Annotated in this window: 16 protein-coding genes; 9 read left to right on the forward strand and 7 right to left on the reverse strand. The window is 71.7% G+C overall.

Features of this window, described 5'->3' with window-relative positions; genetic code table 11:
• Positions 1-102: 102 nt before the first annotated feature.
• Positions 103-1,353: an MFS transporter gene (locus tag OG892_RS23450; protein WP_371630205.1), complete on the forward strand. Its 1,251-nt coding sequence runs from the start codon at positions 103-105 to the stop codon at positions 1,351-1,353.
• On the forward strand, positions 1,350-1,763 hold the full coding sequence (locus tag OG892_RS23455; RefSeq protein ID WP_371630206.1) for a DUF2809 domain-containing protein: 414 nt from the start codon (positions 1,350-1,352) through the stop codon (positions 1,761-1,763). The genes OG892_RS23450 and OG892_RS23455 overlap by 4 nt, the downstream gene beginning before the upstream one ends.
• On the opposite strand, the gene OG892_RS23460 is transcribed toward OG892_RS23455, so the two are convergent.
• Complete coding sequence (locus tag OG892_RS23460) at positions 1,714-2,049, reverse strand: hypothetical protein (protein ID WP_371630207.1); 336 nt, start codon at positions 2,047-2,049, stop codon at positions 1,714-1,716. The two genes, OG892_RS23455 and OG892_RS23460, sit on opposite strands and share 50 nt — an antisense overlap.
• A gap of 155 nt (positions 2,050-2,204) precedes the next feature.
• Here OG892_RS23460 and OG892_RS23465 point away from each other — a divergent pair, with 155 nt between their 5' ends.
• Complete coding sequence (locus OG892_RS23465) at positions 2,205-3,527, forward strand: MFS transporter (RefSeq protein ID WP_073732807.1); 1,323 nt, start codon at positions 2,205-2,207, stop codon at positions 3,525-3,527.
• Positions 3,528-3,537: 10 nt separating this feature from the next.
• Here the strand turns inward: OG892_RS23465 and OG892_RS23470 are convergent, their stop codons facing one another.
• Positions 3,538-4,158 (reverse strand): flavin reductase family protein, encoded by a 621-nt coding sequence (locus OG892_RS23470; protein ID WP_371630208.1) that lies wholly within the window; start codon positions 4,156-4,158, stop codon positions 3,538-3,540.
• A 170-nt stretch (positions 4,159-4,328) separates the two neighbouring features.
• On the opposite strand from OG892_RS23470, the gene OG892_RS23475 reads away from it, so the two are divergent.
• Positions 4,329-4,892 (forward strand): Uma2 family endonuclease, encoded by a 564-nt coding sequence (locus OG892_RS23475; protein WP_371630209.1) that lies wholly within the window; start codon positions 4,329-4,331, stop codon positions 4,890-4,892.
• Between the two features lie 55 nt (positions 4,893-4,947).
• On the opposite strand, the gene OG892_RS23480 is transcribed toward OG892_RS23475, so the two are convergent.
• From OG892_RS23480 to OG892_RS23490, 3 genes are all read right to left on the reverse strand, one after another.
• Positions 4,948-5,796, reverse strand: a complete 849-nt coding sequence (locus OG892_RS23480) for an enoyl-CoA hydratase-related protein (protein ID WP_328865868.1) — start codon at positions 5,794-5,796, stop codon at positions 4,948-4,950.
• 124 nt (positions 5,797-5,920) lie between these two features.
• On the reverse strand, positions 5,921-8,149 hold the full coding sequence (locus OG892_RS23485) for an acetate--CoA ligase family protein (protein WP_073732804.1): 2,229 nt from the start codon (positions 8,147-8,149) through the stop codon (positions 5,921-5,923).
• Positions 8,150-8,690: 541 nt separating this feature from the next.
• On the reverse strand, positions 8,691-9,878 hold the full coding sequence (locus tag OG892_RS23490; protein WP_371630210.1) for a flavin-containing monooxygenase: 1,188 nt from the start codon (positions 9,876-9,878) through the stop codon (positions 8,691-8,693).
• Between the two features lie 198 nt (positions 9,879-10,076).
• Here OG892_RS23490 and OG892_RS23495 point away from each other — a divergent pair, with 198 nt between their 5' ends.
• Positions 10,077-10,529: a DoxX family protein gene (locus OG892_RS23495; RefSeq protein WP_327338446.1), complete on the forward strand. Its 453-nt coding sequence runs from the start codon at positions 10,077-10,079 to the stop codon at positions 10,527-10,529.
• Positions 10,526-10,978, forward strand: coding sequence for a Zn-ribbon domain-containing OB-fold protein (locus tag OG892_RS23500; RefSeq protein WP_328865866.1), 453 nt, complete (start codon positions 10,526-10,528; stop codon positions 10,976-10,978). The genes OG892_RS23495 and OG892_RS23500 overlap by 4 nt, the downstream gene beginning before the upstream one ends.
• Before the next feature lie 34 nt (positions 10,979-11,012).
• Here OG892_RS23500 and OG892_RS23505 read toward each other — a convergent pair whose 3' ends face one another.
• Positions 11,013-11,942, reverse strand: coding sequence for a CDP-diacylglycerol diphosphatase (locus OG892_RS23505; protein ID WP_371630211.1), 930 nt, complete (start codon positions 11,940-11,942; stop codon positions 11,013-11,015).
• A gap of 302 nt (positions 11,943-12,244) precedes the next feature.
• Here OG892_RS23505 and OG892_RS23510 point away from each other — a divergent pair, with 302 nt between their 5' ends.
• Complete coding sequence (locus OG892_RS23510) at positions 12,245-13,027, forward strand: thioesterase family protein (protein WP_371630212.1); 783 nt, start codon at positions 12,245-12,247, stop codon at positions 13,025-13,027.
• A gap of 105 nt (positions 13,028-13,132) precedes the next feature.
• On the opposite strand, the gene OG892_RS23515 is transcribed toward OG892_RS23510, so the two are convergent.
• A complete protein-coding gene (locus OG892_RS23515) occupies positions 13,133-13,537 on the reverse strand; it encodes a hypothetical protein (RefSeq protein WP_371630213.1) in 405 nt (134 codons plus the stop codon).
• A gap of 122 nt (positions 13,538-13,659) precedes the next feature.
• On the opposite strand from OG892_RS23515, the gene OG892_RS23520 reads away from it, so the two are divergent.
• Positions 13,660-14,436, forward strand: coding sequence for a Scr1 family TA system antitoxin-like transcriptional regulator (locus OG892_RS23520; protein WP_371630214.1), 777 nt, complete (start codon positions 13,660-13,662; stop codon positions 14,434-14,436).
• Complete coding sequence (locus OG892_RS23525; RefSeq protein WP_371630215.1) at positions 14,433-14,681, forward strand: DUF397 domain-containing protein; 249 nt, start codon at positions 14,433-14,435, stop codon at positions 14,679-14,681. Before OG892_RS23520 ends, OG892_RS23525 begins: the two co-directional genes overlap by 4 nt.
• Positions 14,682-14,702: the final 21 nt, after the last annotated feature.

Below are 14,702 nucleotides of genomic sequence, written 5' to 3' on the forward strand. Positions count from 1 at the left end.
GACCATAAGCTGATACATGTCATCGGTGTGAAGGAAAAGTCAGCAGACCACGCACGCATTCCCGCCGTGGACAGCGAGAGCGTTGTGCGTCGTTCATCCCCTGTGTCCCCATTGGCCCCGCTGCCCCCGGTGCCCCCTCTTCCGTCCCTGATCATCGGGCCCGACCGGCTGTGGAACCGTAACTTCCGGCTCTTCTTCGTCGCCCGGACCGCGGCGCTCTTCGGGGACGGCATGATCCCGGTCGCGCTCACGGCGGGCCTGCTGGGGGCGGGGCGCCCGCACTCCTCCGTGGGGTACGCGCTGGCGGCCTGGATGGGGCCGCTGGCGCTGTTCGTGCTCTTCGGCGGTGTACTGGCGGACCGGTTCACCCCGCGCCGGATGATGATCATCGCTGACGCGCTGCGGCTGATCGGCGCCTCCGCGCTCGCGGTCTCCTTCGCGGTCGGCAACCCGCCGCTGTGGGCGGTGTACTCGCTGAGCGCGGTGGCCGGGGTGGGGGCGGCGCTCTTCCAGCCGGGGGTTGCCTCGACCGTGCCCCGGGTCTCCTCCGACGTGCAGCGCGCCAACGCCGTGCTGCGGGTCTCGGAAGCGCTGATGACGATGGCGGGCCCGGCGTTCGCGGGCGTCCTCGTCGGCCTCGCGAGCGCCGGAGCGGTCTACGCGGCGAACGCGTCGACGTTCCTGGTCTCCGGCGTCTGCCTCTTCCTGCTGCGGCTGGCCCCGGCCCCGTCCGACGACGCGCGGCGCGGCACATTCGTCGCCGAACTGGTCGACGGCTGGCGCGAGTTCAGGGCGCGCAGCTGGCTGTGGGGAGTGATCGCGATCTGGACGGTGTACGGATTCGCCGTGCTCGGCCCGATGCTCCCGCTGACCGCCGTCGAGGTGACGGAGGCGCACGGCTCGGGGACGTACGGCGCGATGATGGCGGTGAACGGCGCGGGCAGCGTGGTCGGCGGCCTGCTCGCCCTGCGGCTGCGGCCGCGCCGCCCGCTGGCGGCGGGGGCCGTGGCGCTGACCGGGGTGTGCGTGAACCTGCTGGCGCTGGGGCTCGGGCTGCCCGTGTTCGCGCTGGGGGCGGGGCAGTTCATCGCGGGCGCGGCGTTCGCGTTCTGGCTGGTGATGTGGTCGACGACCGTCCAGACGCAGGTGCCGCCGGAGGCGCTGAACCGGCTGCACGCGTACGACGTGGCCGGATCGCTGCTGATGCTGGCGGCGGGCCGGGCGCTGGCGGGGCCGGTCGCGGACCGGGTGGGCGCATCGGAGGTGCTGCTGGCCGGGGCGGTGATCAACGTGCTGGCGGTGGGCGTGCTGCTGGCGGCCCGGCCGATCAGGCGGCTGGAGCGGATCAGGTGAGGGGGCGCGTTCCGGCGCGGGCGGTGCCGGCGGGGGCGGCGGTGGTCACTGTCGCGGCCGGCCTCGGCGTCCGTACCGTCGCGGACGGGGATCTCGCCAAGTACGCCGGGGACGCGCTCTACACGGTCCTGGTCTGCGCCCTCGTCGCGCTGTGCGCCCCCCGCGCCCGGCCGGTCGTGGTGGCGGGCACGGGGCTGGCGGTCAGCTGGGCCGTCGAGCTGCTCCAGCTGACCGGGGTGCCCGCGGAGCTGTCCCGGCGGAGCGCGGTGGCACGTCTGGTGCTGGGCTCGACGTTCAACGCGCCGGATCTGCTCTGGTACGCGGTGGGCGCGGCGGCCGTCTGGGCGGTCCTGGCGGCGGCTACTTCCCGCCGGACCGGGCCCGGTCCTCGGACTTCTGCATCTCGATGACCTGGAGGATGTGGGCGCTGGTCTGCCGGCGCACGCTCCCTCCGACGAGCAGCGCCGCCCCGAGCACGGACAGCGGCGCGGACACGGCCAGCAGGGTGAGCTGCTGGGGCCAGGCGGTGATCAACTCGCAGTTGGACACCGTGCGGTAGCAGTACGCGTCCCGCTGGTCCACCAGCAGGAACGCCAGCCACACCCACAACGCGGAGGCGGCGAGCAACAGCGCGACGCCCCACCCCTGCATCAGCGCGGAACGGTGGTGGAATCTCTGGCGTGCGACCCAGTACATGAGGTCCCCCGAGGGCGTGGACGGAGCGGCTCGGGTTCGTACGCGCGTACGGGCCGCCGGAGCTGGAGAGCGTACGCGTACCGGTTGAGAGGCGTGGCCCGATTCCTGCGAACGGTGTCCCTCGGGCCACTCGTGGGGGAGGGGGCGGTGGCCGGATGCTGAGTGACGTGCCCCAGACAACGAAATCTCCCGCCCCGGACGCCCGCCGGCGGACCGCCTCCGAGGCGCGGCCCCAGCCGCGTATCCACCGCGCGTGGATCGTCGCCGCCGTCACCTTCGTGACGATCATCGGCGGCGCGGCCTTCAACTCCCTCCCCGGGCTGCTCATCGACCCGCTCCACACGGAGTTCGACTGGTCGCGCGGGGAGATCGGCCTCGCGGTCTCCCTCGACATGGCGTTGTACGGGCTCACCGCGCCGTTCGCGGCGGCGCTGATGGACCGGTTCGGCATCCGCCGGGTCGTGGTCGTCGCGCTCAGCGCGGTCGCCGCCGGGGCGCTGGCCAGTGTCTGGATGACGGCCGCGTGGCAGCTGATGATCTATTGGGGTGTGCTCGTCGGCCTCGGCAGCGGCTCGATGGCGATGGCCTTCTCCGCGACGGTCACCAACCGCTGGTTCGTCGCCCGCCGGGGCCTGGTCACGGGCATCCTCACCGCGGCGGGCGCCTCCGGCCAGCTGGTGTTCCTGCCGCTCTGCGCCTGGATCATCGACCGGCACGGCTGGCGCCCGGCCTCGGTGACCGTCGCGCTCGCGGCCCTGGCCGTCGTCCCGTTCGTCTGGCTCCTGCTGCGCGACCACCCGGCCGACGTGGGCGTGGCCCCGTACGGCGGGGAGTACGCGGACAAGCCCGCGCCCGCCAGGGGTGTGGCGAGCCGGACCCTGCGCGTCCTGTTCGACGCCGCCCGCACCGGACCGTTCTGGCTGCTGGCCGGGACCTTCGCGATCTGCGGCGCCACGACCAACGGCCTGATCCGCACGCACTTCGTGCCCTCGGCGCACGACCACGGCATGCCCATCACCGCCGCCGCCTCACTGCTCGCGGTGATCGGGATCTTCGACATCATCGGCACGGTCTTCTCCGGCTGGCTCACCGACCGCTTCGACGCCCGCCGGCTGCTGGCCGTCTACTACGCGCTGCGCGGGATCTCGCTGCTGTTCCTGCCGATGCTGATGGCGCCGACCGTACATCCGCCGATGGTCTTCTTCATCGTGTTCTACGGACTGGACTGGGTCGCCACGGTCCCGCCGACGCTGGCCCTGTGCCGGGAGCAGTACGGCGAGGACAGCGCGATCGTCTTCGGCTGGGTCCTGGCCTCCCACCAGGTGGGCGCCGCCCTGGTGGCGTTCCTCGGCGGGGTCGCGCGCGACCACTTCGGCTCGTACGACATGGTCTGGTACGCGTCCGGGGCGATGTGCGCGACGGCGGCGCTGATGGCACTGGTGATCCGTCGTGGTTCGGCGTCCGCCGCCGTCCTGTGAGCGAGTCCGCTCAGCGGCTGAAGCGTCCGAACGCCCCCTGATGGAAGAGCAGCGGCCCGTTCCCGTCCCCGTCCGCCGACCCCAGCGCCTCCACCCGGCCGACCACGATCAGGTGGTCGCCGCCCGTGTGGACGGCCTGGATGCGGCAGTCGACCCAGGCGGGCACGGCGTCCAGCAGCGGCGACCCGGTCGCGGGAGCGGGGGTATGGCTCACCCCGGCGAACTTGTCGGCCCCGCTGACCGCGAACGACCGGCACAGCGCGCCCTGTTCCGCGCCCAGGATGTTCACGCAGAAGGCCCCGGCGCGGGCGATGCGCGGCCAGGTCGTCGACGTGCGGGCGACCATGAACGTGACCAGCGGCGGGTCCAGCGAGAGCGAGGCGAACGACTGGCAGGCGAAGCCCGCCGGACCGGCTGTGCCGCCGACCCCGTCCGGATCGTGCGCGGTGACGATGGTGACCCCGCTCGCGAAGTGCCCCAGCACCCGGCGGAACTCGCCCGGATCCACGGGCAGCCGCTCGTCGTCGGAGACGGCCCGCAGGGCCGGGCGCGGCAGTGGATCGACCGGCACCGGAGCGACGGCCGTCGCGGCGCCGACGGACCTGAGGTAGCGGACGGCGGTTGCGGCCATGCCTGCGTGTCCCATCACTCCTCGATTAGAGCTGACGAGGCGTCAGATGGGAAGGGGTGGGAGGGCCTTCGACCCTCGTCGGGCGCCCCGCCGCCCACCATCACGGCAACACGTGGTTCGGCCACGGCTACGCTGAGTCGTCAACGACCGATCGGGCGGGAGGCGGTGCGATGTCCGGTGCGCCCGACAATGGCCAGGGCATCGACTCCGAACGTGCTCTGAAGTTCGCCGTGCGGCGGACCTGCGGGGACCGGGTCCAGATCATCGAGGGGATCATCCAGCCCGGGGCGCCGAACTGGGACCACGAACATACGGCCCGGGTGGTCCGTCGGCAGATCGAGGATCGTGTCGATGAGCTGGGGTGTGTCGAAGGCTCCGGAAACCTGGACCTGCCCGGTTCCTCGAACTGGTACGTCCCCGACATCGCCGTGGTCCCCGAGGCGCTCGCCAGGGGCGCCGGGGCGCTGCTCCCCGATCAGACGCTCCTCGTCGTGGAGGTCACGTCCGAGTCGAACGCGGAGACCGACCGCGCCGTGAAGCGCCGCCGGTACGCGGAGTACCGGGCGCCGCTGTACCTCCTCGTCGACCGGATCGAGGGCAGCGTGACGCTGTTCTCCGAGCCGGGGCACCTGGGCTACACCCGGGTGGACGGCCCGCACCCCTTCGGGGCGGTTCTGCGGCTGCCGGACCCGTTCGGCCTGGACCTGGACACGAGCGGGCTGGCATCGGCGTGAGACACGGGCGGGCCGGCATCGGGGTGAGGCGCGAGCGGAGGCAGCGGAAGTACGCCTAGATCCCGCGGTACTTCGGTGCCCGCCGTTCCACGAAGCTCGCCACGCCCTCGTTGGCGTCCTGCGTCGTCATGTTGATCTCCTGGGCCATCGCCTCCGCGGCGAACGCCGTGGCGCGGTCGGCGTCCAGCGAGGCGTTGACCAGCTGCTTGGTGAGGGCGATCGAGCGGGTGGGCCCCTCGGCCAGCCGCTGGGCCCAGGCCCGCGCGGTCGCCGCCAGCTCCTCGTCCGGCACGGTCCGGTTGACGAGTCCCAGGCGCTCCGCGTCCCGGGCCGGGAGGGAGTCCCCGAAGAACATCAGCTCCTTGGCGCGCTGCGGCCCGACCAGCCGGGGCAGCAGGTACGCGCCACCGCCGTCCGGTACGAGGCCGCGGCGCACGAACACCTCGATGAACTTCGCGGACTCGGCGGCCAGCACCAGGTCGCAGGCGAACGCGAGATGGGCCCCGATACCGGCCGCCGTTCCGTTGACCGCCGCGATGACGGGCTTCTCGCAGTCCAGGACGGCGGCGATCAGCCGCTGGGCGCCGAGCCGGATCGTCCGGGCGACATCGCCCGGCACCCGGTCGCCGGTCGCCGGTGCGCCCCGCAGATCGGCTCCGGCGCAGAAGCCCCGGCCGGTGGCGGTCAGGACGACGGCCCGGATCCCGGGGTCCGCGGAGGCGTGTGCGAGCAGCGCGATGACGCGTTCGCGCTGGTCCCAGGTGACGGCGTTCATCGCCTCCGGGCGGTTCAGGGTGATCGTCGAGACGCCGTTGTCAGTGGCGTGGAGTATCAATGAATCAGGCGATCCGGACGGGTCGTGTTGGTCGGTGTGGTCGGTGGTGTCTTCGGGGGAGGACGGCATGAGGCAGCTCCTGAGCAGGTGTCGGGTCAGCCGGCGGATCGGGTGGCGGGGCAGCAGGCTGGTTCGGTGGCGGGCGCGGCTACGGCGTTGGCCGACGCGGCGACGGTGTTGGCCGGCGCGTCGGTCAGCGGCAGACCGCGAGTGCGTCCAGCGCCACCGCGCCCTGCCCGCGGCCCAGCACCATCAGCGGGTTGATGTCCAGCTCGGACAGGTCGTCGCCCAGTTCCAGCGCCATCCGCTGCACCCGCAGCACCACTTCGACGAGCGCGTCCACATCCACCGGCGCCCCGCCGCGCACCCCTTCCAGCAGGGCCCGGCCGCGCAGTTCACCGAGCATCGCCCGCGCCTGGTCCTCACCGAAGGGCGGCACCCGCACCGCCGCGTCGTGCAGCACCTCGACCAGTACGCCGCCGAGCCCGACGGTCACGGTCGGGCCGAACAGCGCGTCCTGCGTGACGCCGACCATCATCTCCACGCCCCGCTCGATCATCTGGCAGACCAGGATTCCGTCCAGCTCGATGTCCTCGTAGCGCGCGATATCGGTCAGCTCGCGGTAGGCGTCCCGCACCTGGCTGGCGGAGGTGAGCCCGACCTTGACCAGGCCCAGTTCGGTCTTGTGGGCCAGCTGTGCGCCGGACGCCTTCATGACGACGGGGTAGCCGACCAGCCCGGCCGCCCGGACGGCTGCCGCGGCGCTGGTCACCAACTGTTCGCGGGGCACCCGGATCCCGTACGCCCGCAGCAGCTGCTTCGCCGCGTGCTCGCTCAGCTGGTGGCCCGGACGCATCAGTGCCTGCGCCTTGCGGAAGGAGGGCGACGGCGTGCGCGGCGCCTCGTCGAAGGGGGAGCGGTAGGAGGCGGCGAAGCGGTGGTGGTCCAGATAGGCCTTCACCGCGGTGATGCAGTTGCCGAAGGTACGGAAGGTGGCGACGCGCGAGGAGCCGAGCAGCGTCGTGCGGTAGGCGTCCTCCGTACCGACCGGCGAACCCCACACCACGCACACCAGCTTGTCCGTGGCCTCGGCCGCGTCCACCAGGTCCTGCGCGAGCTTGTCGCTCATCGGCGGGAAGGGGCCGGTGATCGGACAGATCAGCACCCCGACCGAGGGGTCCGCGAGTATCGCGTCGATGATCTTCCGGCCGCGCCAGTCACCGACCGGGTGTCCGCCGTTGTCGACCGGGTTCGCCACGTTCAGGTAGTCGGGTATCCAGGTGTGCAGCTCGGCCTGCTTCTCCTCGGACAGGACCGGGATGTCCAGGCCCGCCGCGGTCGCCAGGTCCGAGAAGTGCGCGCCCGTGCCGCCCGAGATCGAATACACGACGACCCCGTCGGCCAAGGGCTTACGGGCCCGCGCCAGGAGGGCGGCGGTGTCCTGGAGTTCGTCGAGGCCGTCCACCCGGATCACGCCGAACTGCCGCATCGCCGCGTCGACGACCTGGTCGGCGCCGGTCAGCTTGCCGGTGTGTGACGCGGCCATCCTGGCCCCCGTCTCCGTCCGCCCGACCTTGACCGCCACCACCGGGACCCCGGCGCGTGCGGCCCGGTCGGCGGCGAGCAGAAAGGAACGCCCGTCCTTGAGCCCCTCCACGTAGCAGGCGATGGCCCCGACCTCGGGGCGCTGGGAGAAGTACGAGATGAAGTCGGAGGTCTCCAGATCCGCCTCGTTGCCCGTGGGCGCCCAGTGCGAGAGCCGCACGCCCAGTTCCTGAAGGGTGTAGACGGGGCGCCCCTGGTGGCCGGACTGGGTGATCAGTGCGATCGCCGGCCCCTCCAGGTCGTCCCGGAACTCCTCGAAGGCGTTGAGGTTGGTGTTCGGCCCGAGCAGCCGCAGCCCCGACCGCTCCACCGCGGCGGCCAGCCGGGCCTGCGCGGCGGCGCCCTCCGCCCCGGTCTCCGCGAAACCGGACGCGAAGGCGACGGCGAACTTCACCTTGGCGTGCGCGAGTTCCTCGATCACCGGGAGCGGATCACCGACCAGCAGCACCGCCAGGTCCACCTGTTCCGGCAGTTCGGACACGGAAGGAGAGCACGCCCGCCCGAAGACGGACTCCCGCGTGGGGTGCACGGGATACAGCCGCGCCCCGACGCGCTCGGCCCAGGCGATCAGCTGCCGGGTGATCCCGGTATTGGGTCGGCCGTCGGTGTCGGACGCGCCGATGACAGCCACGGACTCGGGCCGGAAGAACCGGTCCAGGTCCGGGACGGCCGCGTGCAGCGGACGGCCGCTGACGTCGAGACCGCCTTCCGCAGCGGCGGTCGTCATGCTGTGGACGGCGGCGTGCGGCTCCTCGCCACAGGCCACCACCCTGGCGCGGAAGTCGGTGGTGAGGGTGCCGTGAGTCGATCCAAGCATCGTTCCGCCCACTCCTGCTCGAAGGTCCCCGGCGCTCGCGCAGCCCGGCCGGCGCCATAAGCTGACGCCCTGTCAGGTTACTGAACTGACGGCCCGTCAGGAATGGGTGTGCAGGCAAAGGCTGAGAGTGGCGGTTCCGCAAGCCCCGACGCCGCACAGGAAACGGGGGACGAGCCCCTGTTACCGGCCCCGCCCCCTGTCCTCAGCGCTACCCACCACCAGAGGCACCCACCCCACTCCTCCCCGCCCCACTCCTCCCCGCCCCCTCCCCGCATGACGACCGACGACAGAGCCGGGGCCGTGCAGGGGAGTCCCCGCAGGGCGCCGAACGGATACCTGGTGTCTCCCCGCGTACCCGCGGAACGTTCGGCGCCCGAGGAGACGCCCCGGAGGGGCCCCGGGTCACCCACCACGGGTGCCCCCACGGGTCGGGGCGCCCCTTGGAGCCCGCCCGGCGATTGAGGGCAAGGCGGCACCCGGGCAGCCCCGCGCCCCAGGGTCGGGCCGGCCCCACACCCCCGGGCCGTGCGCCCGCGACGGCTCAGCCCGTGCGGGCGAGCTTCTTGGCGATCTTCTCCGCGTCCCGGGCCAACTCGCGGAGCATGCCGCTGATCGGGTTGGTGAAGCCGGTGAAGTACAGCCCGGGGGCCTGCTTCGGCGTACGGCCGCCGTGCACCACCGGCCGGCCCCGGTCGTCCAGCACCCCGAGGTGGCCGACCAGCCCCTCCAGGGAGCGGAGGTAGCCGGTGGCGGCGATGACGGCGTCCGGGGTGATCCGGGACCCGTCGGCCAGCACCACCGCGTCCTCGTCGAACGACTCGACGGCCGCCACCGGAAGCACGCGACCGCCCTTCACCGCCTTGATCAGTCCCACGTCCTGGACCGGGATGGCCCCGTCCTTGACCCGCGAGTACAGGCCGGTGCCCGGGCGGGGCAGGCCGTGTTCGGCGAGATCGGGCATCGAGACGCGGGTCAGTAGGCCCCCGGCCCGGTCGACGAGCGCGACCGGCAGCCGGCGCACCAGGATGCCGGTGCCCTGGGCGGGCCAGCCCGCCGTGGAGCGGCGCAGGATGTGCGGAGCGGTACGCACCGCGAGCCGCACCCGGGCCGCCCCGCCCTCCACCAGGTCGACGGCGATCTCGGCCCCGGTGTTGCCGACGCCCACGACGAGGACGTCCTTGCCCGCGTAGGGGGCCGGGTTGCGGTAGTCGGCGGCGTGCCCGAGTTCGCCGGTGAAGGTGGAGCGCCCGGACCAGTCGGGGATGCGCGGGGTGTGGTTGAAGCCGGTGGCCACGACGACGGCCCGCCCGGTCAGCTCGCGCCCGCCGGTCGCGGTCAGCCGCCACCCGGTGCCGTCCGGCGCCCGGTCGATGCGGGAGACCTCGACGCCGGTCACCACCTCCAGCTCGTGGTGCTCGGCGTACTTCTCCAGGTAGCGCACCACGTTGTCGCGGGACACCCAGCGGCCGAACCGGCGGGGCATGGGCAGCCCCGGGAGGGCCGACCAGCGCCGGGTGGTGTGCAGGTGCAGCCGGTCGTAGTGGCGCCGCCAGGACGCGCCGACGTCCCCGGACTTCTCCAGTACGACGGCCCGTTGGCCCTGTGCGCGCAGGGCCGCCGCGACGGCGAGACCGCCCGGACCGCCGCCGATGACGTAGACGGGCCGGTCCTCTGTGAGGGTGGCGGAGGCCGGAATGGGGCTACCGGGGGCAGATGTGCTGTCGGGCATGGTTTGGAGCGTAATCGCGCGTCCTGTTGATGGGTCTCGGTCAAGACCGGAATCGATTGCGAATTGATCACGGGTGCGCGGCCGGGCACCGACCGAGGACGCGCACCCACGGATCGACCGCCGACGCACACCCCTTGCGCGGGCCGCCGCCATCAGGTGAACTGACGTACCGTCAGATTACGTGAACGGGAGGGCCCCATGCGGACGATCTGGCTCGACGGAGCCCAGTGGCTCGCCGTGCTCCGGATAGGCCTCGGCCTGTGGTGGCTGGAGAGCTGGCGGCACAAGGACAAGAAGGGCTGGTTCGAGCGCGGCACCGGCATCGCCTGGGCCTCGGACGTCGCGGGGAAGCACCGCTGGCCGGTGGTCCGCAGCGGCTTCGAGAAGATCGTGGCGCCGCGCCCGAAGGCGATGGCGTACGTCGTCGTCTACGCGGAACTCGCGCTGGGCCTGGGCCTGGTGACCGGCCTGCTGACCCCCGTCGCGCTGATCGCGGGGCTGCTGCTCAACCTGCTCTACCTGGTGCTGATGATCCACGACTGGGCCGAGCAGGGGCAGAACGCGATGATGGCGCTCAGCTCACTCGTCGCGCTGTTCGCGATGTCCTGGCAGACCTGGTCCCTCGACCACGCGATCGGACTCTTCCTGTGACCACCACCGGACCGGCCACCCCGGCCGCCGCTCCTGCCGAGGCCCCGCCGGCCCCCCGCTACGACCTGCCCGAGCCGGACGCGTCCACCCGCCCCTACTGGGACGCCGCCGCCGAGGGCCACCTGCTGCTGCGCCGCTGCCGGGACTGCGGCCGGGCGCACCACTACCCGCGCGAGTTCTGCCCGCACTGCTGGAGCGAGGACGTCGACTGGGAGCGGGCCAGTGGCCGGGCCACGCTCTACACCTGGTCCGTCGTCCACCGCAACGACCTGCCACCGTTCGGCGCCCGAGTGCCGTACATCGCGGCTGTCGTCGACCTGGCGGAGGGGCCGAGAATGATGACGGAGGTCGTGGAGTGCGAGGAGTCCGCGCTCGCCATCGGGATGGAGCTGCGGGTGACGTTCCGGCAGGAGGAGGGACGCGAGGCGGTGGCGGTGTTCCGCCCGTAGGTCTCCGGGACGGCGTACGCGCCCCACGGAGGGCTCAGCTGTACACGAGAAGGTGGTCACACGTATTCGTGCCGTCGTGGAGCGAGGAGTCGCTGTTGAGGACGTAGAAGGCCCCGGCGAATCCCGTAGCCGTCATCTTCGGCACCACGATCAGTGTCTGGTTCGCCATGCTCAGCCCGTTCGGCTTCACCACGTGCTCTTGCAACTGCGCGAAGAGGTTCGTCCCGAGATCGGTCAGCCTGAGGGCTCGGTACGTACGGTCCCCCGTCCCGTCCGATCCCGTGACCGCTACCCGGTACTTCACGGCGTCCCATTGCGCGGGGCTGGTGGCCATGCGGCCCATCGTCTCCAGTTCCTGCAGCCGCCGTTGTGTGCTCGCCCGGACACCGGCCATGTGAATGTGCAACTGGTCGAGGAACCGGGCGTTCTGCGAATTGATCCCCAAACCGATATTGGGGTATTGCACGGGCACGCTCCCTCCGCTCCGGGCGTTGTCCCACGCGTCGTTCCAGTAATTCGGTGCGCCGGAGGTCTCGATGAACGGGCATTCGATACCGGTGATCCGGCAACTGGGAGTCAGGAGAAAGTTGTGCCGGCTCGACGGCCTGCCGTTCAGTACGACGTAGTCCGAGGTCACCTTCAGGCAGGCGGGAGGGTTCTGCCCGGGGGGCAGCGGCTTTCCGTGCGTGCAGTACTGGACGTCCCGCCACAGCGGATCGTTGTCGGCAGGGCTGCCGCAGAGGGGCTGGAGCTGGGCAGGGGGGCAGGCCGGCGTTCCCCCAGGAGGCGGCGTGGGGCACATGTCGGGGGCGGGGTCTGTGTCCGCGTACGTCGGGACGGCCGCAGAGGCGGTGCGTCCGGCCGCCGCTTCCACGCCGGTCAGGAGCGCCGCCGCACCGATGACGCCGGAGAACGCCACGAACCGGCGCCGAGTCAGCTCGTTCGAAGTCTTTTCGTCATTCATGCGTGCTCTCCGATGGTGATGTCCACGGCGTGGAATTCCCGGCCGCGCGTCAGGAAGAACGGCCCGCCCGATTCCGGCCTCGCCGATTCGCTCACAGGGTAGGGAGCGGCGCGCGGGATTCCTGCCGACTGTCCCGGGCCGGTGCCACGTCTTCCGCCATTCAGCGGCCACCCCGCAGTTGGCTCCGATTCGTCCGGGGCGACGGGCCCATCGGCACTTCCCCGGGGACCCGGGCGCCGGGCTGCGATCGTGCGGTGTCAGGCTGAGGTTCCTTGATCCGTACGGCCGCGAGGGAAGCACCGATGAGCACCGGCAGTTACTACGAGCGCACCGACGACCACCGCTTCAAGCCCACCGCCCACGCGAGCGGTGCGTGGAGCACGGACGAAGTGCACTTCAGCCCGCTCGGCGGCCTCATCGTCCACGCGATCGACCGCCACCTGGCCGACCGGCAGGGAGAGCGCTTGCTGCTGTCCCGGATCAGCTTCGACATCCTCGGCCGGCTCGCCCTGGACGAGTGCGAAATCAGGGTCGAGACCATCCGGCCCGGCCGCACCATCGAACTGGTCGAGGCCGTCGCCCTCATCGCGGACCGCCCCGTCGTACGCGCCAGGGCCTGGTGCCTCGCCGCCATCGACACCGCAGAGGTCGCCGGGGGCGGGGCCGACAGGCTCGCCGACCCGGAAACGCTCGCGCCCTGGCGCATGGCGGACCTCTGGCCCGGCGGCTACATCGCGTCCATCGACGTCCGCCCGCTCGCACCGCCCCGGCCGGGCCGCACGACGGCGTGGATCTCCACGCCCCTCGACCTCGTCGCGGGCGAGTCCGCCTGCCCGGTCGCGTCCTTCGTCGCGCTCGTCGACACCGCCAACGGCATCGCCGTACGCCAGCCCCCCAAGGCCTGGACGTTCCCCAACGTCGACCTGACCATCCACCTCCAGCGTCAGCCCGAGGGCCGCTGGACCGGACTCGACACCACGGTCGTCTTCGGCCCCACGGGCCAGGGCATCACCAGCACCGTCCTGCACGACATCCACGGCCCGGTCGGCCAGGCCCAGCAGATCCTCACCGTCCGGCCCGTATGAGCCGTCGGCCCGTACGAGCCGTCCGGCCTGGCTGAGCCGTCAGGCGCCCGCGTAGGCCGTCCGGCCGGGGCTCAGCGCGTCTGCTCCTTGCGCTGCCTGCGGCGCTCACTCCTCGGGCACCAGCTGAGCCGTGACCAAGCCGTGCAGCAGCTCCGCGTCCACGAAGTCCCCGTCGTCCGGCGCCCCGCACCGCCAGCTCAGCGGATACGTGTTGCCGTGCGGGGCCGGAATCCCCACGTACTGGTCGCGGGTGGCCGGGCCGAAGCACTTCGCGCCGGGCGGCCAGTCGAAGTCCTGGCTCGCGCCGGGGGCCAGCAGGAAGTACGTCCACCGCGCCCCCGCGATCTCCCGTACGACGGGCCCCGGATCGCCGTCGGTGAGGGTGGCCAGATGGTGCAGCACCGCCTCGCCCCGCACCCCGCGCAGCCGGATCGCGTCGAAGTGGATTCCGGACAGGTGGAGTTGGAGCCCCGAGGCGGGTACCCATTCGGGGAGTTTCTTGCTCGTCATGCCTACGAGCATCGCGGCGACTGCGTAGCGTGACCAGTCAGGCGCGTGCCACATCCGACGATGTGGTGGGAACGGTGGTGACTGTGGTGACGAGCAACGAGACGTCGCAGGTGCGGAGGCTTGTGGGGGACCTGATTCGCATCCATCGGGTGCGCGCGGGCCTGACCCAGAAGGAGGCGGCGGAGAAGCTGTTGATGTCGGAATCCCTGCTGGGGGCGTACGAGCGGGCGGAGCGCATCCCGTCGCTGGAATTCCTGCACGACGGGGACAAGGTCCTGGACGCGGGCGGCGCGCTGAAGGCGTGCTGCGAGCTGATGGACGGGGAGAAGTACCCGCCGAAGTTCGTGGACTGGGCGAAGCTGGAGCGGCTCGCACGCGTCATCAGCGCGTACGAGACGATGCTGATCCCCGGGCTGCTTCAGACGGAGGCGTACGCGTACGCGCTGTACCGGGCGCGCGTACCGGCGTACACCGAGGCCGAGATCGTTCGGTACGTCGAAGCGCGACTGGAGAGGCAGGCGGTGCTGAGCCGCACGCCGCCCCCGCGCGTCGGGTACGTCATCGAGGAGTCGGTGCTTGAGCGGCCGCTCGGGGGGCCGGAGGTGCTGAAGGAGCAACTGCGGCATCTCCTGGACTGCATCGAGCGGTTCAACCATCTGACGGTGCAGGTGATGCCTACGAACCAGCACACGCACGCGGGGCTGATGGGTTCCATGCAGCTGATGTCCACAGCGGAAGGCCGCAATCTGGTGTACGTGGAGGCGCCCGGCGACGATAGGTTGATCTCGAAACCGGAGCAGGTGAGCGATCAACTCGACCTCTTCGGCATCCTGCGGGCCCAGGCGCTCAATCCCTGGAAGTCCGTGGAGATCATCGAGACGAAGGTGAGGCAACTGTGAGCCACGGACCCGGACTGACCTGGTTCAAGTCCAGCTACAGCGGCAACGAGGGTGCGGCCTGCCTCGAAGTCGCCTATGACTGGCACAAGTCCAGTTACAGCAACAACGAGGGCGAGGCCTGCGTCGAGGTCGCCACCTGCCCGCACACCGTCCACGTCCGCGACTCCAAGGTCACCGACGGCCCGACCTTCGCGGTCGCCCCCGCCGCCTGGACCGCTTTCCTGGGGCACGCGGCGAACGGCTGATCACGTCGACCCGTGGAGCGC

The sequence above is a fragment of the Streptomyces sp. NBC_00341 genome (assembly GCF_041435055.1).
Lineage (GTDB): Bacteria > Actinomycetota > Actinomycetes > Streptomycetales > Streptomycetaceae > Streptomyces.

Bases quoted from the DNA above. Each gene is read 5' to 3' on its own strand.
- OG892_RS23485 (WP_073732804.1), bottom strand. From the start codon at position 8,149: ATGCTTGGATCGACTCACGGCACCCTCACCACCGACTTCCGCGCCAGG.
- OG892_RS23490 (WP_371630210.1), bottom strand. From the start codon at position 9,878: ATGCCCGACAGCACATCTGCCCCCGGTAGCCCCATTCCGGCCTCCGCC.
- OG892_RS23495 (WP_327338446.1), top strand. From the start codon at position 10,077: ATGCGGACGATCTGGCTCGACGGAGCCCAGTGGCTCGCCGTGCTCCGG.
- OG892_RS23510 (WP_371630212.1), top strand. From the start codon at position 12,245: ATGAGCACCGGCAGTTACTACGAGCGCACCGACGACCACCGCTTCAAG.
- OG892_RS23460 (WP_371630207.1), bottom strand. From the start codon at position 2,049: ATGTACTGGGTCGCACGCCAGAGATTCCACCACCGTTCCGCGCTGATG.
- OG892_RS23515 (WP_371630213.1), bottom strand. From the start codon at position 13,537: ATGACGAGCAAGAAACTCCCCGAATGGGTACCCGCCTCGGGGCTCCAA.
- OG892_RS23505 (WP_371630211.1), bottom strand. From the start codon at position 11,942: ATGAATGACGAAAAGACTTCGAACGAGCTGACTCGGCGCCGGTTCGTG.
- OG892_RS23480 (WP_328865868.1), bottom strand. From the start codon at position 5,796: ATGCCGTCCTCCCCCGAAGACACCACCGACCACACCGACCAACACGAC.
- OG892_RS23465 (WP_073732807.1), top strand. From the start codon at position 2,205: ATGCTGAGTGACGTGCCCCAGACAACGAAATCTCCCGCCCCGGACGCC.
- OG892_RS23470 (WP_371630208.1), bottom strand. From the start codon at position 4,158: ATGGCCGCAACCGCCGTCCGCTACCTCAGGTCCGTCGGCGCCGCGACG.
- OG892_RS23475 (WP_371630209.1), top strand. From the start codon at position 4,329: ATGTCCGGTGCGCCCGACAATGGCCAGGGCATCGACTCCGAACGTGCT.